This is a genomic window from Frigoribacterium sp. Leaf186 (assembly GCF_001423905.1).
Classification (GTDB): Bacteria; Actinomycetota; Actinomycetes; order Actinomycetales; family Microbacteriaceae; genus Frigoribacterium.
Genome location: NZ_LMPQ01000001.1, coordinates 933,592 through 954,116, shown reverse-complemented (window position 1 = coordinate 954,116; position 20,525 = coordinate 933,592). Strand labels below are relative to the sequence as shown.

Below are 20,525 nucleotides of genomic sequence, written 5' to 3'. Positions count from 1 at the left end.
CCTGCCACACCTGCGGCGGCCGCCGAGCCTGCCGCCCGCTCGACGTCGACCCGCGCGTCCGGTGCCTCGGCGCCCTCGCCCGAGGCGACCTCGGGCCGACGTCCGGCCGGCTCGGCGCCGGTCACCGGGTGGGACGTCGCACCGATCCCGCAGAGCGCGCCGCCCGAGCCCGACGAACCCGAGCACATCACCGAAGAGCCGCCCGGTGGGGTGCCGACGGTCGACGCCGCGCCCCCGCCCGCCGAGGCCGTCGGCACCCCGGTGGCGCGGCCCGCGGGCCCTCCCTCCCCGACGACGTCGGCACCCTCGACCCCGTCCGCCTCGGCCGGACCGTCCGTCGCCGAACGCCGTGCGGCGACCGGGGACCCCCGCCGCGGCATCCCCACGGGGTCCCGCTACGGCGAGGCCGTCGTCCGCGAGATCCTCGGGGCCCAGTTCATCGAAGAAGAGACGATCGCCCCCCGGGTCACGCCTCAGAGAAGCGAGTAACGCGTGTACGAAGGCATCGTCCAAGAGCTGATCGACGAGTTCGGTCGCCTGCCGGGAATCGGGCCGAAGTCGGCGCAGCGCATCGCGTTCCACATCGTCCAGAACGAGTCCTTCGACACGTCGCGCCTCGCCGAACTGCTGGTCGACGTCAAGACCAAGGTGCGTTTCTGCGAGATCTGCGGCAACGTCAGCGAGCAGGAGACCTGCAACATCTGCCGCGACCCGCGCCGCTCGCCGGCCACCATCTGCGTGGTCGAAGAGGCGAAAGACGTCCAGGCGATCGAGCGCACCCGAGAGTTCCGCGGGCTGTACCACGTGCTCGGCGGGGCGATCAGCCCCATCGACGGCATCGGGCCCGACGACCTGCGCATCCGTCAGCTGGTCCAGCGTCTGGCCGACGACACCGTCCAAGAGGTCATCATCGCCACCGACCCCAACCTCGAGGGCGAGGCGACGGCGACCTACCTGTCGCGCATGCTCGCGCCGTTCGGGTTGCGCGTCACCCGCCTCGCCTCGGGCCTGCCCGTCGGCGGCGACCTCGAGTACGCCGACGAGGTCACGCTCGGCCGGGCCTTCGAGGGCCGCCGGCTCGTCTCCGAATGACGACCCGCGCCTCCTGGGCCCACCGGAATCGCTGACCGGTCAGAGTCGGGCGCGACGCGCCCGCACGACGCAGTAGACGCCGTAGGCCATGAGCCCCACGGCGACCGCGGTCAGCACGACCACGCCGAACGGCAGGGCGGCCAGGGCCTTGAGCGCGCCGTCGAGTCCCGTGGCCTCACTCGGGTCGGCGGTCACGGCGGCCACCGCGAACAGCACCCCGACGACCGCCAGCGCGATCCCCTTCGCCACGTAGCCGGTCACGCCGAGCGCGATGGTGCCCCGGCCGGCGGCGCCGCCCGGCAGCACCAGGTCGTCGCGGAACTTCTGCTTCACGCCCTTGACGACGAAGTAGCCCCCGATCGCCACGACGGCGAGGGCGACGACGACGAGCAGCACGACGCCGCCGGGCACGGCGAGGAGGCGGGCACTCAGGGTCTGCGTCTGGTCCGAGCTGTCCGACGACGACCCCCGGGCGAAGGTGAATGCCGTGAGGCCTACGGCGAGGTAGGCCACTCCCTTGCCGCCCTCTTTCGCCCGGTCGGCCCAGGCGTCCTTGCCGCCACCTCGGACGAGCGCGGCCTCGAGCAGTTGGAACAGGCCGAGGCCCCAGAGCCCCACGACGATCAGCCAGAGCAGGAACACCCCGCCGGGGCGGGAGGCGAACTGCCCGAGGGCCCCGCCCTGGTCGGCCTCGCCGCCGCCGCCGAAGGCCACGCCGAGGGCGATGACGCCGATGACGACGTGCAGCAGCCCGTTCATGGCGAACCCGATGCGTGCCGCGGTCGAGAGTGCGCGGCTGTCCTGCAGGCGGTCGGCCGCGCCGCGGGCCTGGTCGGTGGTGTCGGGCATCGCTCCACCGTAGGGGAGCGGCGACGACGACGCCCCGCGTCCCGACGTGCGTCACACGCCCTCGACACCGAATAGAATCGCCGGACGCAGGCGTGAGCCGGTCTCCGGCGCGCCCAGTTCCCCCTCCAGGAGTCACCGTGAGCTTGATCGTGCAGAAATTCGGCGGGTCGTCCGTCGCCGATGCCGAGAGCATCAAGCGCGTCGCCAAGCGCATCGTCGAGACGCGCAAGGCGGGCAACGACGTCGTCGTGGCCGTCAGCGCCATGGGCGACACCACCGACGAGCTGCTCGACCTCGCCAACGAGGTCAGCCCGCTGCCCGGCGGTCGCGAACTCGACATGTTGCTCACGGCGGGTGAACGCATCAGCATGGCCCTGCTCGCCATGGCGATCCGCAGCCTGGGCGTCGAGGCCCGCTCGTACACCGGCAGCCAGGCCGGCATGATCACCGACGCCCAGCACGGCAAGGCCCGCATCGTCGACGTGACGCCCGGTCGGGTGCGCGACGCGCTCGACGCCGGGTACGTCGCGATCGTCGCCGGCTTCCAGGGCTTCAACCGGTCCACCGGCGACATCACGACGCTCGGTCGCGGCGGCTCCGACACGACGGCCGTCGCGCTCGCCGCGGCCCTCGACGCCGACGTCTGCGAGATCTACACCGACGTCGACGGCGTCTTCACGGCCGACCCGCGGGTGGTGCCGAAGGCCCGCAAGCTCGACCGCGTCACGAGCGAAGAGATGCTCGAGCTCGCGGCCGCCGGTTCGAAGGTGCTGTACATCCGCGCCGTCGAGTACGCGAGGCGCCACGGCGTCACCCTGCACGTCCGCTCGTCGTTCAACAACAACGAGGGCACGCTCGTCGTCAACCCGAAAGAGGGAGAGAACGTGGAAGAACCCATCATCAGCGGGGTCGCGGGCGACCTCAGCGAGGGCAAGATCACCGTCGTGGGCGTCCCCGACGTGCCCGGCAAGGCCGCGCAGATCTTCCGAACGGTCGCCAAGACCGGCGCCAACATCGACATGATCGTGCAGAACGTCTCGGCCGCCTCGACGAGCCGCACCGACATCTCGTTCACCCTGCCGAAGTCCGAGGGCGCCGTCGTGCTCCAGGCCCTCGAGTCCGACCGGGCCGAGATCGGCTTCGAGTCGCTGCAGTACGACGACCAGATCGGCAAGCTCGCCCTCGTCGGCGCCGGCATGCGGACGAACGCGGGCGTCTCGGCGCGTCTGTTCACCGCCCTGTTCGAGGCGGGCATCAACATCGAGATGATCTCGACCAGCGAGATCCGCATCTCGGTCGTCACCCGTGCCGACACACTGAACGACGCCCTGCGCGTCGTCCACACGGCCTTCGGCCTCGACGCCGAGGTCGACGCCGTCGTCCACGGCGGCACCGGCCGCTGACGCGACCCGGTCGCCGACCCCGGGAGGCGCGCGCGGTCCGTCACCGCTCCTCCCGACCCTGCCCCGCCGCTTCGAGACACCGCACCACCGAACCCCCAGGAGGACCCCATGGCCGAAGGACTGCGCGTCGGCGTGATCGGCGCGACCGGACAGGTCGGCAAGGTCATGCGCACGTTGCTCGACGAGCGTGACTTCCCCGTGGCCGAGATCCGATTCTTCGCGACCGCCCGGTCGGCCGGCACGACCCTGCCCTTCCGCGGCGCCGAGATCGTCGTCGAGGACGTCGAGACGGCCGACCCCACCGGTCTCGACATCGCGCTCTTCTCGGCGGGGGCGACGGGCTCCCGGGCCCACGCTCCGCGCTTCGCCGCGGCGGGTGCCCTCGTCATCGACAACTCGAGCGCCTGGCGCATGGACCCCGAGGTGCCGCTGGTCGTCAGCGAGGTCAACCCGCACGCCCTCGACCAGGCGGTCAAGGGCATCGTCGCCAACCCGAACTGCACGACCATGGCGGCCATGCCCGTGCTCAAGGTGCTCGACGCCGAGGCCACGTTGCAGCGGCTGATCGTCAGCACCTACCAGGCCGTGTCGGGCAGCGGCCTCGCCGGTGCGGACGAGTTGTTGCAGCAGACCCGGGCCGCGATCGACGGCGACACCATCGGCCTCGTGCACGACGGCCGCGCCGTCGAGCTGCCCGAACCCGTGACGTACGTGCGCCCCATCGCCTTCGACGTGATCCCGCTCGCGGGCTCGATCGTCGACGACGGCACCCGCGAGACCGACGAAGAGAAGAAGCTGCGCAACGAGAGTCGCAAGATCCTCGAGCGACCCGACCTGCTGGTCAGCGGCACGTGCGTGCGCGTCCCGGTGTTCACGGGCCACTCGCTCTCGATCAACGCCGAGTTCGCCTCCGACATCACGGTCGAACGGGCCGAAGAGCTGTTGCGCGACGCCCCCGGGGTCGTGCTGACCGACGTGCCGACGCCGCTCGAGGCCGCCGGCGCCGACCCGAGCTTCGTCGGCCGCATCCGGCACGACGAAGGCGTCCCCGGCCACCGGGGGCTGGCGTTCTTCATCAGCAACGACAACCTGCGGAAGGGTGCGGCGCTGAACGCCGTGCAGATCGCCGAGCTCGTGGCGGCGAAGCGCTCCGCCGTCGTCTGAGGCGCTCCGACGGGGGCGGACCGGGGCGTCGACGACGTCACCGGGTCTCTCGACGTCGAGAAACCCCGGGTCCGTCCCGTGTCGGGCACCCGGGGCCCGGGCGGGGCCCAGGCCTAGACTGACCTCCGTGACTGATGCGAAGAAGCCCGTCGACGTAGCCCTCATCGGGGCCGGCATCATGAGTGCCACCCTCGGTGCCATGATCAAGCAGCTCGAGCCGAGCTGGACGATCGAGATCTACGAGGCCCTGGGCGACGTGGCCCTCGAGTCGAGCAACCCCTGGAACAACGCGGGCACGGGCCACTCGGCCCTCTGCGAGCTCAACTACACGCCCGAGCGGGCCGACGGCACGATCGACACCTCGAGCGCCGTCAAGGTCAACGAGCAGTTCCAGGTGTCCCGCCAGTTCTGGTCGTTCCTCGTGGCCGAGGGCGCCCTGCCCCAGCCCGACGCCTTCATCAACTCGACCCCGCACATGAGCTTCGTCTGGGGCGAGAAGAACGTCGAGTACCTCCGCAAGCGCCACGAGGCGCTGCGCGAGCACCCGCTGTTCCAGGGGCTCGAGTTCAGCACCGATCCGTCCGTCATCCGGTCGTGGGCACCCGTGCTCATCCCGGGCCGGGCCGAGGGCCAGCCGATCGCCGCGACCCGCATCGCGGCCGGCACCGACGTCGACTTCGGGTCCCTCACGCGCCTCCTCTTCACCTACCTGCAGGGCGAGGGCGCGACCCTCGAGGTCGACCACCGAGTCACCGACCTCACGAAGCTCCCCGACGGCACCTGGCGCGTCGCCCTGCGCGCGAAGGGTGGCAGCCCCACGACGGTCGACGCACGGTTCGTGTTCGTCGGCGCCGGAGGCGGGGCCCTGCACCTGTTGCAGAAGTCCGGCATCGACGAGATCAAGGGCTTCGGCGGGTTCCCGGTGAGCGGTGAGTTCCTGCGGTGCGACGACCCGGTCGTCGTCGGCAAGCACCAGGCCAAGGTCTACGGCAAGGCCGCCGTGGGGTCGCCGCCGATGTCGGTGCCGCACCTCGACACGCGCGTGGTCGACGGCCAGGCCAGCCTGATGTTCGGGCCGTACGCCGGGTTCAGCCCCAAGTTCTTGAAGCACGGCTCGATGCTCGACCTCTTCGCCTCGATCCGCCCGCACAACCTGTACCCGATGATCCGGGCCGGCCTCGCGAACCTGTCGCTGGTGAAGTACCTCGTGGGCCAGCTCGCGGCGAGCAAGCAGACCAAGTTCGAGTCCCTGCGCGAGTTCATGCCCGACGCCGACCCGAAGGACTGGTACCGCATCACGGCCGGTCAGCGCGTGCAGGTCATCAAGAAGGACGCGAAGAAGGGCGGCGTGCTGCAGTTCGGCACCGAGGTCATCACGGCCGGCGACGGCACCATCGCCGGTCTGCTCGGCGCGTCGCCCGGTGCGTCGACCGCCGTGCCGATCATGCTCACCGTGCTCGAACGGTGCTTCCCCGACCGCATCGCGGCCTGGAAGCCCCGCCTCAACGCGATGATCCCGACCTACGGCGACGACCTGTCGTCCGACGAGCGACGTGCGGCCTCGACCATCGGGGCGACCGCGGAGGCGCTGGGCATCCACGCCTGACGTTCTCCGCTCACCCCGCGGTCTCCGTGCCCGGCCCGGTCGGGACGACGTTTGCTCGTCGCGCCGGCTTGACCCCCGTTCGAACGTGTGTTCGAATGGGCTCATGCGATGGTCCGAGCAAGCGGTCGACACCGAGAAGGCGTCGGCCCTGCCCGGCCTGGCGCGCCTGAACAACCTCATCACCTCGGTCACCACGCCCGAGTTCGCGGGGGTGACCTTCCACGAGGTCGTCGCGAAGAGTGCCCTGAACCGCGTCCCGGGCGGCGACTCGGCTCTTCCCTTCGGCTGGACGATCAACCCGTACCGGGGGTGCAGCCACGCTTGTGTCTACTGCTTCGCCCGTCCCACCCACGAGTACCTCGACCTCGACGGCGGCGACGACTTCGACCGGCAGATCGTCGTCAAGGTGAACGTCGCCGAGGTGCTCGCGCGCGAGCTGCACCGTCCGACGTGGCAGCACCACCCGGTGGCCCTCGGCACCAACACCGACCCGTACCAGCGGGCCGAGGGGCGCTACCGGCTCATGCCCGGCATCATCGCGGCCCTGGCCGACTCGGGCACGCCGTTCAGCATCCTCACGAAGGGCACGCTGCTGCGGCGCGACCTGGCCCTGCTCGCCGAGGCGGCGCAGCACGTGCCCGTCGACCTGGCCATGTCCGTCGCGATCTACGACGACGACCTGCAGCAGTCGGTCGAGCCGGGCACGCCGACGACCGCAGCCCGCCTGGCCACCGTCTCGGCGGCTCGCGACCTCGGGCTGTCGTGCTCGGTGTTCATGATGCCCGTGTTGCCCTACCTCACCGACGGGCTCGACCACCTGCACGCGGCGCTGGCCGCCGTCCGCGACTCGGGCGCCTCCAGCGTCATGTACAGCGCGCTGCACCTCAAGCCCGGCGTCAAAGAGTGGTGGTTCTCCTGGCTCGACCGTGAGCACCCCGAGCTCGTGCCGAAGTACCGAGCGCTCTACGCTCACGGCACCTACGCCCCGACGGGCTACCGCTCCTGGCTGGCGGCCCGCCTGCGTCCGTTGCTCCGCGAGTACGGCCTCGAGAAGGGGCGAGCCGATCCGTCCACCGGGTCGATGCGTTCGGCGGCCCTCGACGACAGCGCGCGCTCGCTGCGGTTGATGGGACTGAACGGTCGGGGCACCGGAGCCGGCACAGGCATCGGCACGGGCGCCGGCACCGCCACGGGCGCGGACGTCGACACGAGGCCGGCAGGGCCACCACGGGCGTTGATCGCCCACGAGCTCCCGGGCGGTGCCCGGTCCACGCAGCCGCGGCTGTTCTGAGTCGTCCCGACGGCCGCGGTCCTTCCCCCCGTCTGTGCCCCGGTGGGCAGATCGGGGCACAAACGGCGGCACTCGTCCGCCCACCTGCGGCGACGTCCCCTCATGCCGGGGTACACGGGTGGTCAGCCTTCTGCCATGATCTCTCCAGACCACGAACGAGCCGATCAGGAGGCCGCATGCTGCTCGGCCTCCCGGCCCACCTCGCACCGGCGGCCCTCGGGGACTCCGTGTCGAGGGCGTGTCACGCCATCGCGGCCACCGTGCTGGTGGCGGCGGCGGCCCTCCTGGTCGTCAAGCAGGTCGCCTCACCGAGCCTCCTGCTCTGGCCCGCGCTCGTCTCGCTCGTCCCGGTGCTCGCGTTGCTCGTCGTGGTCGAACGCACGAGGTCCATGACGGCCCACCTCGCCTACCTGATCGTCGGCACGGCCTCCCTCTACTGGTACGCCGTCACCCTGTTCGCCCAGGTGGCGTCGGTTCAGGCCTCCGACGCGTTCTCGCTGTCGTTGCCGAAGATCGCCCTCGTCATGGTGGGCAGCACGGCCCTCGGCCCGCGTCGGGGGCTGCTCTGGTCGGCGGCAGGGTACGCGGCCGGTGAGCTCGCCACGCAGCTGGCGACCCGGCACACGGGCGCGTCCTTCCGACTCGACGTCACCACGCTGCTCGCCTTCGTCCTCGTCGCCGTCGTGTCGGTCCACGGCGAGGCCTCGCGCGGTCGTGCGCGCCGGGCGCAGCCGGGGCTGCACCGGGCCGCGCTCGAGCAGCAGGTGCAGCGGCTGCGCGTCGACGTCGAGGGTCAGGCGGCGGCCCTCGTCCACGACACCGTCCTCGGTCACCTCGCGGCGGTGGCCGCCACCGGCCCGGGGCCCCTGAGTCCGCAGGCCGCACGTTCGATCTCCGACGACCTCGAGGTCCTCGTGGGGCGCGACTGGCTGTCACCGGGCGTCGGAGCCCCGGCCGAGGCGATCGCGGCCGCCGACGGCTGGGAGCGCAGCCGCCTGCACGCCGCCGTCGAGCAGGCGCGGGCCGACGGGCTCGACGTCGCCGTGACGGGTGACGTCTCGTCGGTCGGCCGCCTCGACGGCACCACCGCGGACGCCCTGGGTCTCGCGGCCGCCCAGTGCCTGGTCAACGTGAGCCGGCACAGCGGCGTCGACCGTGCCGAGATCGTCGTCTTCGGCGACGGCACCGACCTGACCGTGATGGTCATCGACGACGGCGTGGGGTTCGACCAGGCGGCGGTGGCCCCCGATCGTCTCGGGCTGACGAACTCGGTCGAGGCCCGTCTCGGTCGTGTCGACGGCCACGTGCAGATCTGGTCGTCGCCCGGCAGCGGCACCTCGATCGTGCTGCGGGTCCCGTTCGCCGTTGCGACCACCACGCCCCTCGCGGTCGCGACCGACGACGGGGTGTCGGCATGACCGCCGGTGCCGCCCCGCGAGTGGTCACTCGCGCCTCCGTGCCCACGCCTCAAGAGGTCGATCCGCTCGGTGCCCTCGCGGCCCGGCCGATCACGGGAGCGGCCGGGGCGACCGCCCTGCTCGTCGCGTCCTTCCAGACCGTGTTCCGCGCGTCCGACGTGTCGACGCCCTGGGCGGCGGTGGCCGCGCTGGTCACGGTGGCCGCCGCTGCGGCCGTGCTCGTCGTGGCGGCGGACCCGCTGAGGGCGCCGTTCGGGCCGAGGGCCGCCTGGTGCGTCGCCGCGGGCTGCGCCGTCGCGTCCGTGCTGTCGGCCGTGGCGACGTCCGGCAGCAACCCGTTCGTCCGGGACGACTGGGCAGGGGTCGTCTCGGGCGTGCTCCTGCTCGGCCTCGCCCCGTACCGACCCGCTCGCGAGATCGCCCTGGCGGGTGCCGTCATCGGGGTCGTCGTCGCGATCGTGGTCGTGGTCGAGTCCCCGGGCTTCGTCACGACGGTGCCCACCGCGACGTACGTCGTGGTCGCCGTCACTCCGCTGCTGGCCCTCACGGCCGCGTCGGCCGTGTTCTCGGCCGTCCACGTCGGCCACGTCGAGCGGTGGATCACCCGCGCGGTCGGCTTCCGGCGCGTCAGCACCGACGACCTGCGGGTGACCCTCGCCCGGTCCGTCCAGCAGGACCGCGTCACGGTGCTGAACCGAGAGGTCGTGCCGTTCTTGGCCCGCCTGATCGCGGCGGGCCGGGTCACCGACCACGACGCCCACGAGGCGCGCCGAGTGGCGGACGCCCTCCGCGCCTCCTTGGTGGCGGACGCCGACGCGACGTGGTTGACGCGACGACTCGACGCCCCCGGCCGGCGGGTGTCGACCGAGGTCGTCGACCCCGGTCGGGTGGCCGATCGGCTCGGGCCCGAGCACCGGACGGCGCTCTGGGCGTTGTTCGCGGCCGTGGACGACCCCGCGGTGGTCGACGTGAGCTCGCTGCGGGTCGCTCTCGTCGGTCAGGAGGCGCGGGTCGACGTCACGATCGAGCTCGCGGTCGCGTCGTCGGCCACGGCCGCACGGCGGTCGCTCTCGCCCTACCTCACCGTGCTCCGCCTCGTCTCGGGCGACCTCCGCGTCGACCGGTCGACCTCGCTTCTGACACTAAGGTTTTCTTATGACCAGCACTGAGCCGAGCGGCCGCTCGTCCCACCGTCCGGGCTTCGGGAGGCCCGTCGCAGCACCGTCGTGGGCCACCGTCGGCCCGGGGTCCGAGGCGCCGCCGGCGCGACGCGTCCGGCTCGCGATCCTCGACGACCACGAAGTGCTGCTCGACAGCCTCAGCAGCTGGATCAACGTCAACGCGTACGACTTCGACCTCGTGCTGACGGCACACACGTGGCTCCAGCTGGTGCACAGCGACAACTTCCCGACCGACCTGGTGTTCCTCGACTTCCAGCTGAAAGAGCCCGTGTCGATCGAGGCCAGGGTGCGCACGTGTCGCGCCGCCGGTGCGAAGGTGGTCGTGTTGTCCAGCCTCGACACCCGCGAGTCCCGCGAGAGGGCCCTCGAGGCGGGTGCCTCGGCCTTCCTGTCGAAGACCTTGCCGATGCGCGAGGTCATGGACGCCGCCCGGCAGGTCATGGGCGTCGCTCGCGACAACTCGCCCCAGCGCGACTGGCGTCCGCTGCCGGCCGGTGCTGCGAACCAGACCCGACCGAAGCTCAGCGCGGGTGAGGCCGAGGCGTTCCGGCTCTACGTGTCGGGGTTCAGCACGAACGAGGTCGCGGCCCAGATGAACGTGCAGTACGAGACGGCGAAGACGTTCCTGCGTCGGGTCAGGGAGAAGTACGCCAAGGCGAACCGGCCGGCCAGCAAGAAGTCCGAGCTCATCCGTCGGGCCGCCGAAGACGGCTACCTGCAGTAGTGGCCAAGCTCTACTTCCGCTACGGCGCGATGAACAGCGGCAAGAGCACGGCTCTGCTGCAGGCCGCCTACAACTACGAAGAGCGCGGGCAGCGCGTGCTGCTGGCCAAGCCCGGCGTCGACACGAAGGGCGACGATGCCATCGTGTCGCGCCTGGGCGTCACGCGGGCCGCGGACGTCACGTTCGCGCCCCACGACGAGGTGCGACGGGTCTTCCTCGAACGTCGGGACTCGGTGCGTGCCGAGACGGGGTCGAGCCTGGCCTGCCTGCTCGTGGACGAGGCGCAGTTCTTGGCGCCCCACCAGATCGACGACCTGCTGCGCATCGCGATCCTCGACGACGTCCCCGTGCTGGCCTACGGCATCCGGACGGACTTCCGCACGGTGGCCTTCCCGGGCAGCCGCCGTCTGCTCGAGGTGGCGCATTCGCTCGAAGAGCTGAAGACGATCTGCCGCTGTGGACGCAAGGCCGTGTTCACGGCTCGGACCGTCGGCGACCGTTTCGTGTTCGACGGTGACCAGGTGGCCATCGACGGGCAGGAGGTCACCTACGAGTCGCTCTGCGGTGCCTGCTACCTCGCCGAGTCCGGCGGCCGCCTGGCCTGACCCCGTCGGCCCCACCCAGAGGTGGAGCCATTCGTGTCGCCCGAAGGGCGAACCAAAGGGCGAAGAGCAATTGGCCCCACCCTGAGGTGGGACCAATCCGTGTCGCCCGAAGGGCGAACCAACAAGCACAGAATGCAAATGGCTCCACCCAAAGGTGGAGCCATTTGCATTGGTCGGGGTAGCGGGATTCGAACCCACGACCTCCTCGTCCCGAACGAGGCGCGCTACCAAGCTGCGCCACACCCCGATGTCTTCGCGTTCTCACGTGAAGCAACCTGACAAGAATAGCCCATGTTCGAGGCTCCTCGTGTCACCGTCCCGAAGGTCAGGCCGTGAGGGTGACGATCACGGCTTCGGGGCGGCACGAGAACCGCACGGGGGCGTAGATCGAGGTGCCGAGTCCGGCCGAGATCTCGAGGTGCGCGGTCTTCCGCGCATGGCTCCAGGTCGTCAGACCGCTGACCTTGCTGCGCGGGAGGTCGCAGTTGGTGACGAGGGCCCCGTAGCCGGGCACCTGCACCTGTCCGCCATGCGTGTGGCCGCCGAAGATGACGTCGGCCCCGTTGTTGACGAACGAGTTGAGCACGCGCTGGTAGGGGGCGTGAGTGACGCCGATGCTGATCGGGTCGGGCCCGCCGCGGTCGTCCTGCCAGCCGACGTTCTCACGGAGGTCGTCGAGGGCTCCGGGGATGCGGTCGAGCCGGTCCCAGCCCCGGTGGGCGTCGTTGACGCCGAAGAGCTCCAGCCTCGAGCCGCGGAGTTCGAGGGCCCGTGCCGTGTTGTCGAGGTCGAGCCACCCCAGCTGGTCGGTGAAGAACGACTGCATCCGGTCGATGTCGAGGTCGACCGGCGCGCGGTGGGCCTTGCTGGGCCCGCCGAAGTAGGTGAAGGGGTTCTTGGGGGAGGGGCCGTAGTAGTCGTTCGAGCCGTTCACGAAGACGCCGGGGACGCCGCGGAAGGGCTCGAGGGTGTACTCGAGGGCGGTGTGGGCGTCGGCGTGGCCGATGTTGTCGCCCGTGTTGACGATCAGGTCGGGTTCGAGCACGGCGAGGCCGCGGACCCACTCCTGCTTCTCGGACTGCCACGGGGCGAGGTGCAGGTCGGAGAGGTGCAGGATCGTCAGGGTGCGCGAGCCGGGTTCGAGGATCGGCAGCACCTCGTGTCGCACGGTGAAACGGTTGCGCTCGACGAGGACTCCCCAGGCGAGGGCCCCGAGGCCGACGGCCGCGCCCGCTGCTGCGGTCACGGCCGTCGTCCCGAGGGGGCTGAGCCCGGAGGTGGTGCGAGGGCTCACGTGCAGTTGCCCGGGTCGTTGCCGTCCTTGTCGCCGAAGACGGTCAGGCCGATGGCCGAGTCCTTGGCCACCGACGTCCCGGCGGCAGGGTTCGTCGCGCTGACCTGGCAGGCGTTCTTCCCGTCGCCCTGCGTGAAGCCGGCGATCGAGACCTTCGACGTGTCGAAGCCCGCCCCGCCGATCGACTTGACCGCGTCGGCGACCTTCTGGCGAGAGACGTCGGGCACGGTCGTGGCGCCGCTGCCGTCACTGGTGAACACCTTCACGGTCGTGCCCTTCGACACGACGGTGCCGACGGCGGGGTCCGAACCGACGACCTGGCCCGCAGGCAGCGCGGAGGCCTGGGTGCCACCGTCGGAGTAGCTCAGGGACACGCCCCGGAGCAGGGCCTGGGCTTCAGACGGCGTGATGCCGGACATGTCGGGAACGGCGACGCCCGAGCCGCGCAACACGGCCCGCGACGCCTCACCGAACGCGGTGCCGGGATACACGGTGTTGTTGACGCTCTGGACGGCCTTGAAGAACTGGGGCCGCGCGTTCGCGTAGCTGCCGTACCTGCTCTGGTTGGGTGAGGCCACCGTGCGCAGGCTCTTCTTGCCTCCGTCGGCGTTGCCCTGCCACACCACGGTGGCGAGCTTCGTCGTCGCGCCGGCGATCCAGATCTGGTCCTTCGCGTCGGTGGTGCCCGTCTTGCCGATCTCGGGGTACCCGTCGGCGGGGAGGCCACCGACGGCCGTACCGTTCCGCCACAGGCCCTGCATCGCCACGGCCGCCGCAGCGGCGACCTGGGGGTCGACCGCCTGGTTGCAGTTCTGGGCCTGGCCACCGATGTCGGCGCCCTCGGCGTCCTTGATGTTGTCGACGATGATCGGCGTGCAGTACGTGCCGCCGGATGCGATGCCGGCGTACGCGGCAGCCATCGTCAGGGGGGCAATCTCGTCCGCCGAGCCCAGGATGGCCGAGGCGTAGTCGTGCAGCGGGCCGCCGTCGGCGCGGTGGACCCCGAGCTTCTCGGCGACGTCCTGGATGTCGGCGATGTCGAGCTTCTCCGCCATCGCGGCGTACGCGGTGTTCATCGACTTCGCCGTGGCGTCGGCCACGCTCATCAGGCCGGGCTGTTCGCCGGCGTCGTTCTTCGGTGCGTACTTGTTGCCGCGACTCCCGTCGATCGTCATGTTGAACGTGCGGGGTTTGGCGTTGACCGACTCGTAGATGCCGTGACCCTGCTCGATCCAGTCGATGAGGGTGAAGGGCTTGTAGGTCGAACCGGGCTGGAAGCCGCCCGATCCGCCGTAGTCGTAGTCCGTGCTGTAGTTGACCGACGTCAGCGTCGGGTCGGGGCTCACGACCTCGGAGAAGGTCGTGTTCTGGGCCATGACGATGACGCGGCCGGTGCCGGCCTCGACGGAGTCCACGACGCTGCCGAGCTTCAGACGGTTCTCCGACGCCGGAGCGAAGGTGTCGATCTGGGCCTTCGCGTTCTCGTTGAGGTCGAGGTTCAGCGTCGTGTAGACGCTGTACCCGCCGGTGTTCCAGTTCGCCTGACGCTCTTCGGGCGTGGAGCCGAGGACTGCGAGGTCCTTGATGCTCTTCTTCACGTAGTCGCAGAAGTACGCGGCCGAGGGCACGGTCACGGCACCGCATCCCTGCGAGGGGGCGGTCAGCACGACGTAGCTCTCGACGGGAGTGGCCAGCGAGGCGTCGGCCGTCGCCTGGTCGATGTCCTTCTCGGCGAGCATGGACTTGATGATGACGTCGCGTCGGGCCTTGTTGGCCGGGTACTTCTCGGGCGTCGACATGTTGCGCGAGTCCGGGTACTGCACGATCGCGATGAGGCTCGCGGCTTCGGGCACCGTCAGGTCGGCGGCGCTCTTGTTGTAGTAGTGCTGAGCGGCGGCCTGCACGCCGTAGGTCTGGTCGCCGAAGTAGGCGATGTTGAGGTAGGCCAGCAGGATGTCGTCCTTGCTGTACTTCTTCTCGAGCCCGATCGCGAACTTCATCTCTTCGAGCTTGCGGTCGAGGGTCGTGGTCGTCGCCTCCTTGTAGGCGGCGTCGCGCTCTTCGGCGGTGGGCAGCTGCTGCGACTGGGCGATGCGGATGTTGCGCACGAGCTGCATCGTGAGCGTCGAGCCACCACCGCTCGCACCGAGTTCGCCGGCACCCGCCGATCCGACGGCCGCACGCACCAGCGAGGTGACGTCGACGCCGCCGTGCTCGTAGAAGCGGCGGTCCTCACCGGCGACGACGGCCGTCTTGAGGTTCTCGCTCACCTCGTCCCACTTGAGCTCGACGCGGTTCTCGCTGTAGAGCGTCGCGAAGGGGACCTGCTGCCCGCCCTGGCTCGCGTACAGCGTGTTGCGCTGCTGCAGCTTGCCGATCTCGATGTACTCGGGGATCGACTCGAACACGCCGATCGAACTCGAGGCCGTCATGCCGGCGACCGCGATGGCCGGCGTCACGCCGATGGTCACCAGGAGGCCGGCCAGGACGCTGAAGCCGACGAATCCGAAGAGTGCCCCGATGGCGGACGTGGGCTTCGATTTTTGGGCAGACATAGGATCAGGGTAAGCGACATCGCCGAATTTCAAGCTGAACGGAAGCCGAAATGGTCCTTTGGGAGTACACGACGACGCCCCTGCTGGTGCACAACAGCACGGCGATCCTCAACAACTGGGGCTCCGACGGGTGGGAGCTCGTCCAGGTGACCCAGGGCCCCGAGGGCGGTCCCGTCGCGTGGCTCAAGCGCCCCCGCCAGGACGCCTGATGGGTACGGTCGACGACCGCCTGGCCGAGCTGGGTCTCGTCCTCCCGCCGGTCGCGGCGCCCGCGGGCTCGTACCTGCCCGCCCTCCGCAGCGGGTCGCTCGTCTTCACGGCGGGGCAGCTTCCCTTCGTCGACGGCCAGTTGCCGTCGACCGGCAAGGTGGGCGAGGGCCACGGCCTGGTCGAACCGGCCGACGCCCAGGCGCTCGCGGCGACCTGCGTCCTGAACGGCCTCGCGGCGGCGGCGACGGTGCTCGACTCGCTCGACGACGTCGTGCGCGTGGTGAAGCTGACCGGCTTCGTCGCGTCAGACCCCGACTTCTCGGGTCAGCCCGGCGTGATCAACGGGGCCTCCGACCTGCTCGGCCAGATCTTCGGCGAGGCCGGTCGTCACGCCCGCAGCGCGGTCGGGGTGGCGGTGCTGCCGCTCGACTCGCCCGTCGAGGTCGAGCTCGTCCTCGAGGTCCGCTGACGCGCCTCCTCGTCCTGACGCACCGACGGCCCCTCCTCGACCAGAGGAGGGGCCGTCGTCGTCACGGGCCGTGTCCGAGCCGCGTCAGCGCATCTCGGCCGTGATGACCGACATGACCGAGGTGTCGGCCAGCGTGGTCGTGTCGCCGACCTCGCGGCCCTCCGCGACGTCCCGCAGCAGGCGCCGCATGATCTTGCCCGAGCGCGTCTTCGGCAGCTCGTCGACGAGGACGACGGTGCGCGGCCGGGCGATCGCGCCGATCTGGTGGGCGACGTGCGCGCGCAGGGCGGCCACCGCCTCCTCGGGGGTCTGGGTGGTCTTGGCCTTGTTGCGCAGGATGACGAAGGCGACCACCGCCTGACCGGTCGTCTCGTCGGCGGCGCCGACGACCGCGGACTCGGCCACGATGGGGTGCGACACGAGAGCCGACTCGATCTCGGCCGTCGACAGCCGGTGGCCCGAGACGTTCATGACGTCGTCGACGCGGCCGAGCAGCCAGATGTCGCCGTCCGCGTCGCGGCGGGCGCCGTCCCCGGCGAAGTAGCGGTCGCCGAAGCGGCTCCAGTACGTCTCGACGTAGCGGTCGGGGTCGCCCCAGATGCCCCGCAGCATCGACGGCCAGGGCTCCGACACGACGAGCAGGCCGCTCTCGCCGTTCGCCACCGGCACGCCGTGGTCGTCGACCACGTCCACCACGACGCCCGGCAGCGGGGTCTGGGCCGACCCGGGCTTGGTGGTCGTCACCCCGGGCAGGGGCGAGATCATCTGCGCGCCCGTCTCGGTCTGCCACCACGTGTCGACGATCGGCGTGCGGCCCGCGCCGATCACCTCGCGGAACCACAGCCAGGCCTCCGGGTTGATCGGCTCGCCGACCGAGCCGAGGAGGCGCAACGACGTCAGGTCGCGGGCGCCGGGGATCTCCCTCCCGGACTTCATGAAGCCCCGGATGGCCGTCGGCGCGGTGTAGAAGATCGTGACGCCGTACTTCTCGACGAGGTCCCACCACCGGCCGGGAGCGGGGAAGTCCGGCGTCCCCTCGTAGAGCACCTGGGTGGCGCCGTTGGCCAGGGGGCCGTAGACGACGTAGCTGTGGCCGGTGATCCAGCCGACGTCGGCGGTGCACCAGTAGACGTCGGTCTCGGGGTGCAGGTCGAAGACGACGGAGTGCGTGTAGGCGACCTGGGTCAGGTAGCCGCCCGAGGTGTGGAGGATGCCCTTGGGCTTGCCGGTCGTGCCGCTCGTGTACAGGATGAACAGCGGGTGCTCGGCTTCGAACGCCTCGGCGACGTGCTCGTCGTCGACGGTCTCGATCGCGTCGTGCCACCAGACGTCGCGGCCGTCGGTCCAGTCGACGTCGTTGCCGCCCCGACGGACCACGAGGACGTGTTCGACCGACGACTCGCCGTCCACCGCCAGGGCTTCGTCCACGGCCGCCTTGAGGGGCGAGACGGCTCCCTTGCGCCAGCCGCCGTCCGCCGTCACGACCAGGCGGGCGCCGGCGTCGTCGATGCGCGCCCGCAGGCTCTCGGCGCTGAAGCCACCGAAGACGACCGAGTGCACGGCCCCGATCCGTGCCACGGCCAGCATGGTGACGACCGCCTCGGGGATCTGGGGGAGGTAGACGACGACGCGGTCACCGGACCGGACGCCCAACGACAGCAGGAGGTTCGCGGCGCGCTTCACCTCGCGCGTCAGCTCGGCGTACGTGAGGGAGCGTGCGTCGCCGGGCTCGCCCTCCCAGTGGAGTGCGACGCGGTCGCCGAGACCGGCCTCGACGTGGCGGTCGAGGCAGTTGTAGGCGACGTTGAGCATGCCGTCGGCGAACCAGCGGGCGAAGGGCGCGTCCGACCAGTCGAGGGTCTCGGTCGGCGTCACGGCCCACGAGAGCCGCTCGCGGGCCTGGTCGGCCCAGAAGGCGAGGCGGTCGGCGGCGGCCCGCTCGGCCAGGTCGGGCCCGGCCACGGCCGTCCTGGCGAAGTCGGCGGGCGGGGCGAAGGTGCGCCCGTCGGGGGTGTGGTCGTCGGTGCCGTCGAGCATCGGAAGTCCTCTCGCGTCGTTGCGTGAACCGCGGCACGGAGCCGCGCCGACGACCTTACTCCGGAGGTCACGGCGGACCGACGCCTGCGACACGCCCGCGACCGTGACGCCGTCGTGGTGCGCGAGGGGCAATCTGGGGTACAGTGGGCGAGTCGGATTAGATTCCGACGTGCGTCGCGCTGATTCCCCCCAATCGCCCGACGCACGTGGCGGCACCGGTTCCCCCCAACCGGTGCCGCCCCTCTCTTTTCACCCGGCCCTCGCCCGGGTGGGGCGTCGCCTCCTCCCCACGTCCTGGTGCGGGCGAAGCATCCCCACCGATGCCCACCGATCTGTCTGTACTGGCGGTCGCGTGCCTACCGTCGGGGCATGTCCTCTCCACCCCGTCCGTCCCGGCCCGCTGAGCCCGACCGTCACCCGTCGCTCACCCTCGACCACCCGCCTGCCCGCTTCGTCCTCCGGCCGTCGTCCACGACGGTTCCAGAACGGGGTACAGGTTCGCAGATCGGGGTACACGCCAGGTTCACCAGGCAGCAGCGGTCCGCCTTCGGTCCGCTCGCACGCTTCCTCGACGAACCCGACGTCACGGACGTCTTCGTGACCGGCGGGGTCGGGGTCTGGGTCGATCGAGGTGGCGGGGCCGAAGCCGAGACGGCGGTCCACCTGTCAGAGGCCTCGGCACGGCAGGTGGCCGTGCGTCTGGTGTCGCTCGGGGGACGCCACGTCGACGAGACGAGTCCGTGCGTGGACGTCCGCCTCGGCGACGGCGTCCGCGTGCACGTGGTCCTCCCGCCGCTCGCGGTCGCGGGCACCGCCCTGTCCATCCGCGTGCCCCGTGCCGAGTCGCCGTCGTTGCTCGATCTCGAGCGGCGGGGGTTCTTCGACGGGGGCGACCTCGACTCGGTGACGCGTTGCGTGACCCGACGGGCCAACGTGCTCGTCAGCGGGTCGGGCGGGGCGGGCAAGACGACCTTCCTCGCGGCACTCCTGTCCGAGGCGCCCGCCTCGGACCGCATCGTGACGATCGAGGACGTCGCCGAACTGCGACCGCGTCACCCCCACGTCGTGGCGCTCGAAACGCGCCAGCCGAACCTCGAGGGTGCCGGGGGAGTCGACCTGTCCCGCCTCGTCCGCGAGGCGCTGCGCATGCGACCCGACCGACTCGTGGTGGGCGAGGTGAGAGGGCGCGAGATCCGTGACCTGCTCGCGGCCCTGAACACGGGTCACGACGGAGGGGCGGGCACCGTGCACGCCAACGGGCTGGACGACGTGCCCGCGCGTCTCGAGGCGCTGGGGGCACTCGCCGGGTTGTCGGTCGACGCCCTGGCCCGCCAAGCCGTCAGCGCGATCGACGCCGTCTTCCACCTCGAGCGTCGCGGTGGTCACCGGAGGCTCGCCGACATCGGGCACCTGGCCGTCGGCCCCGACGGGCGACTGTGCGCCCGGACGGGGCTGCGTGACTGACCGGCCGGGTGCCCCGACCCGGCGGGACGGCCCGGGCCTCCGTCGCCCGAGTCACCGTCCCCGGAGCCACCACACGGCGAGGCGGACCAGGACGACGCCGACCCCGGCCGCCGTCGTCGTCGAACGCCTCGCGGTCCTCGTCGAGGCCGGGGTCGCGCCGACGCGAGCCTGGGGCCACGTCGCGTCCGTCGAGCCGGACGGCCCGATACGACGGCTGGCCGAGGCCGTGGCCTCCGGTGGGGCCGACGGCGTCCCGGTGTCGGCCGGTCTCGTCTCGTGGCTCGACGAGGACCGCTTCGTCGGCGTCCCGGACGCCCTCGAGCTCGAGCGCACGTGGCGGCAGGTGGCGTGTGCGTGGCGCGTCGCCGAGACGAGCGGGGCTCCGATGGCCGACTGCCTCCACTCCGTGGTCAGGGCTCTGCGTGCCGCCGACGAGGCCCGACGAGACGTCCGGGTTGCGCTGAGCGGCCCCCGCGCGACGTCCCAGGTGGTGCTCGCGCTCCCGGTCGTGGGTCTGCTCTTCTCCCTGGGGTTGGGGTTCGACACCGGTGCCGTCCTCGTGGGCACCCCGATCGGCTGGGCCTGTCTCGTCGTCGCGGCGGGTCTCGTCACGCTGGCACGACGGTGGAACGCGCACCTCGTCCGGCGCGCACGCCCGTCCCCGAGGGTGCCGGGCCTGCGGCCCGAACTGCTGGCGGTGGCGTTGTCCGGGGGAGCAGCGTGGTCGTCCGGCCTCACCGCCGTCGACGAGGCCGTCGCCTCGTGCGGCGTCGGCGGGGTGGCCCCCGACCCCCGAGGAGGCGCGGGTGCGGTCGACGAGGCCGCCGACCTCGCCGAGCGGCGGCGCTGCGAGCTCGTGCTCGACCTGTCCCGTCGCGCGGGTGCCCCGGCGGGGGTGCTCCTGCGCTCCGAGGCCCGTGAACTGCGGTCGGAGGCCCGCTCCGCCGCCCAGACCGCGGCGAGCCGGCTCGGGGTCACCCTCATGCTGCCGCTCGGCGTGTGCATCCTGCCGGCCTTCCTCGTGATCGGGGTCGTCCCGCTGGTCGTCTCGCTCGTGTCGTCCACAGCCGGCTCGTGGTGACCGTCGTCCCCAGCAGGAGCCCGCGTCACGACTCGGCCGCCGTGACCCCGACAGGCTCGAACCGGCACCGCAGCGGTGCCGC

At 71.4% G+C, this 20,525-nt stretch carries 17 protein-coding genes, 1 tRNA gene and 1 pseudogene; 14 read left to right on the top strand and 5 right to left on the bottom strand.

The window, feature by feature from the left end; all coding sequences use genetic code 11:
• Positions 1 to 489, top strand: a pseudogene (locus tag ASG05_RS16810) (hypothetical protein); the annotation flags it as partial.
• Positions 490 to 492: 3 nt separating this feature from the next.
• The gene (gene recR / locus ASG05_RS04345; protein ID WP_043595550.1) at positions 493 to 1,092 is read left to right on the top strand and encodes a recombination mediator RecR; all 600 of its coding nucleotides are present in this window, start codon (positions 493 to 495) and stop codon (positions 1,090 to 1,092) included.
• Between the two features lie 39 nt (positions 1,093 to 1,131).
• On the opposite strand, the gene ASG05_RS04340 is transcribed toward recR, so the two are convergent.
• Positions 1,132 to 1,941, bottom strand: coding sequence for a DUF1206 domain-containing protein (locus ASG05_RS04340; protein ID WP_056257694.1), 810 nt, complete (start codon positions 1,939 to 1,941; stop codon positions 1,132 to 1,134).
• Between the two features lie 137 nt (positions 1,942 to 2,078).
• Between ASG05_RS04340 and ASG05_RS04335 the strand changes: the two genes are divergently transcribed.
• The 8 genes from ASG05_RS04335 (at position 2,079) to ASG05_RS04300 (ending at position 11,333) form a co-directional block, all read left to right on the top strand.
• Positions 2,079 to 3,344 carry an aspartate kinase gene (locus tag ASG05_RS04335; protein ID WP_055971466.1) on the top strand — a complete coding sequence of 422 codons (1,266 nt, stop codon included), beginning with the start codon at positions 2,079 to 2,081 and terminating at the stop codon, positions 3,342 to 3,344.
• A gap of 108 nt (positions 3,345 to 3,452) precedes the next feature.
• On the top strand, positions 3,453 to 4,508 hold the full coding sequence (locus tag ASG05_RS04330; RefSeq protein ID WP_056257691.1) for an aspartate-semialdehyde dehydrogenase: 1,056 nt from the start codon (positions 3,453 to 3,455) through the stop codon (positions 4,506 to 4,508).
• A gap of 178 nt (positions 4,509 to 4,686) precedes the next feature.
• On the top strand, positions 4,687 to 6,114 hold the full coding sequence (locus tag ASG05_RS04325; RefSeq protein ID WP_056257688.1) for a malate:quinone oxidoreductase: 1,428 nt from the start codon (positions 4,687 to 4,689) through the stop codon (positions 6,112 to 6,114).
• Between the two features lie 103 nt (positions 6,115 to 6,217).
• Positions 6,218 to 7,405, top strand: coding sequence for an Rv2578c family radical SAM protein (locus ASG05_RS04320; RefSeq protein ID WP_056257686.1), 1,188 nt, complete (start codon positions 6,218 to 6,220; stop codon positions 7,403 to 7,405).
• A 176-nt stretch (positions 7,406 to 7,581) separates the two neighbouring features.
• The gene (locus ASG05_RS04315; protein ID WP_056257684.1) at positions 7,582 to 8,823 is read left to right on the top strand and encodes a sensor histidine kinase; all 1,242 of its coding nucleotides are present in this window, start codon (positions 7,582 to 7,584) and stop codon (positions 8,821 to 8,823) included.
• Positions 8,820 to 9,992: a hypothetical protein gene (locus tag ASG05_RS04310; protein ID WP_056257681.1), complete on the top strand. Its 1,173-nt coding sequence runs from the start codon at positions 8,820 to 8,822 to the stop codon at positions 9,990 to 9,992. The genes ASG05_RS04315 and ASG05_RS04310 overlap by 4 nt, the downstream gene beginning before the upstream one ends.
• Positions 9,979 to 10,728, top strand: a complete 750-nt coding sequence (locus tag ASG05_RS04305) for a response regulator (RefSeq protein WP_082486345.1) — start codon at positions 9,979 to 9,981, stop codon at positions 10,726 to 10,728. The genes ASG05_RS04310 and ASG05_RS04305 overlap by 14 nt, the downstream gene beginning before the upstream one ends.
• Positions 10,728 to 11,333 carry a thymidine kinase gene (locus ASG05_RS04300; protein ID WP_056257678.1) on the top strand — a complete coding sequence of 202 codons (606 nt, stop codon included), beginning with the start codon at positions 10,728 to 10,730 and terminating at the stop codon, positions 11,331 to 11,333. Before ASG05_RS04305 ends, ASG05_RS04300 begins: the two co-directional genes overlap by 1 nt.
• A gap of 170 nt (positions 11,334 to 11,503) precedes the next feature.
• On the opposite strand, the gene ASG05_RS04295 is transcribed toward ASG05_RS04300, so the two are convergent.
• The 3 genes from ASG05_RS04295 to ASG05_RS04285 all read right to left on the bottom strand — a co-directional run bounded on the left by ASG05_RS04295 (position 11,504) and on the right by ASG05_RS04285 (position 15,182).
• Positions 11,504 to 11,580 (bottom strand) — tRNA-Pro (locus ASG05_RS04295).
• Positions 11,581 to 11,658: 78 nt separating this feature from the next.
• Positions 11,659 to 12,627, bottom strand: a complete 969-nt coding sequence (locus ASG05_RS04290; RefSeq protein WP_056257676.1) for a metallophosphoesterase — start codon at positions 12,625 to 12,627, stop codon at positions 11,659 to 11,661.
• The gene (locus ASG05_RS04285; RefSeq protein ID WP_056257674.1) at positions 12,624 to 15,182 is read right to left on the bottom strand and encodes a transglycosylase domain-containing protein; all 2,559 of its coding nucleotides are present in this window, start codon (positions 15,180 to 15,182) and stop codon (positions 12,624 to 12,626) included. Before ASG05_RS04285 ends, ASG05_RS04290 begins: the two co-directional genes overlap by 4 nt.
• 50 nt (positions 15,183 to 15,232) lie before the next feature.
• Here ASG05_RS04285 and ASG05_RS16675 point away from each other — a divergent pair, with 50 nt between their 5' ends.
• Positions 15,233 to 15,391 carry a hypothetical protein gene (locus tag ASG05_RS16675; protein ID WP_167599048.1) on the top strand — a complete coding sequence of 53 codons (159 nt, stop codon included), beginning with the start codon at positions 15,233 to 15,235 and terminating at the stop codon, positions 15,389 to 15,391.
• Complete coding sequence (locus ASG05_RS04280; RefSeq protein WP_056257671.1) at positions 15,391 to 15,861, top strand: RidA family protein; 471 nt, start codon at positions 15,391 to 15,393, stop codon at positions 15,859 to 15,861. Before ASG05_RS16675 ends, ASG05_RS04280 begins: the two co-directional genes overlap by 1 nt.
• A gap of 84 nt (positions 15,862 to 15,945) precedes the next feature.
• On the opposite strand, the gene acs is transcribed toward ASG05_RS04280, so the two are convergent.
• On the bottom strand, positions 15,946 to 17,898 hold the full coding sequence (gene acs / locus ASG05_RS04275) for an acetate--CoA ligase (protein WP_056257666.1): 1,953 nt from the start codon (positions 17,896 to 17,898) through the stop codon (positions 15,946 to 15,948).
• Positions 17,899 to 18,267: 369 nt separating this feature from the next.
• Between acs and ASG05_RS04270 the strand changes: the two genes are divergently transcribed.
• Together ASG05_RS04270 and ASG05_RS04265 are read left to right on the top strand one after the other, a co-directional pair.
• Entirely contained in the window at positions 18,268 to 19,362 is a 1,095-nt protein-coding gene (locus tag ASG05_RS04270) for a TadA family conjugal transfer-associated ATPase (RefSeq protein ID WP_082486343.1), read from the top strand.
• A complete protein-coding gene (locus ASG05_RS04265) occupies positions 19,355 to 20,443 on the top strand; it encodes a type II secretion system F family protein (protein ID WP_082486452.1) in 1,089 nt (362 codons plus the stop codon). Before ASG05_RS04270 ends, ASG05_RS04265 begins: the two co-directional genes overlap by 8 nt.
• The last annotated feature ends 82 nt before the right edge of the window (positions 20,444 to 20,525 follow it).

Coding starts and splice junctions, on each gene's coding strand:
- ASG05_RS04340 (WP_056257694.1), bottom strand. CDS start 1,941: ATGCCCGACACCACCGACCAGGCCCGCGGCGCGGCCGACCGCCTGCAG.
- ASG05_RS04330 (WP_056257691.1), top strand. CDS start 3,453: ATGGCCGAAGGACTGCGCGTCGGCGTGATCGGCGCGACCGGACAGGTC.
- ASG05_RS04325 (WP_056257688.1), top strand. CDS start 4,687: ATGAGTGCCACCCTCGGTGCCATGATCAAGCAGCTCGAGCCGAGCTGG.
- ASG05_RS04320 (WP_056257686.1), top strand. CDS start 6,218: ATGCGATGGTCCGAGCAAGCGGTCGACACCGAGAAGGCGTCGGCCCTG.
- ASG05_RS04315 (WP_056257684.1), top strand. CDS start 7,582: ATGCTGCTCGGCCTCCCGGCCCACCTCGCACCGGCGGCCCTCGGGGAC.
- ASG05_RS04310 (WP_056257681.1), top strand. CDS start 8,820: ATGACCGCCGGTGCCGCCCCGCGAGTGGTCACTCGCGCCTCCGTGCCC.
- ASG05_RS04305 (WP_082486345.1), top strand. CDS start 9,979: ATGACCAGCACTGAGCCGAGCGGCCGCTCGTCCCACCGTCCGGGCTTC.
- ASG05_RS04285 (WP_056257674.1), bottom strand. CDS start 15,182: ATGTCTGCCCAAAAATCGAAGCCCACGTCCGCCATCGGGGCACTCTTC.
- ASG05_RS16675 (WP_167599048.1), top strand. CDS start 15,233: ATGGTCCTTTGGGAGTACACGACGACGCCCCTGCTGGTGCACAACAGC.
- ASG05_RS04280 (WP_056257671.1), top strand. CDS start 15,391: ATGGGTACGGTCGACGACCGCCTGGCCGAGCTGGGTCTCGTCCTCCCG.
- acs (WP_056257666.1), bottom strand. CDS start 17,898: ATGCTCGACGGCACCGACGACCACACCCCCGACGGGCGCACCTTCGCC.
- ASG05_RS04270 (WP_082486343.1), top strand. CDS start 18,268: ATGTCCTCTCCACCCCGTCCGTCCCGGCCCGCTGAGCCCGACCGTCAC.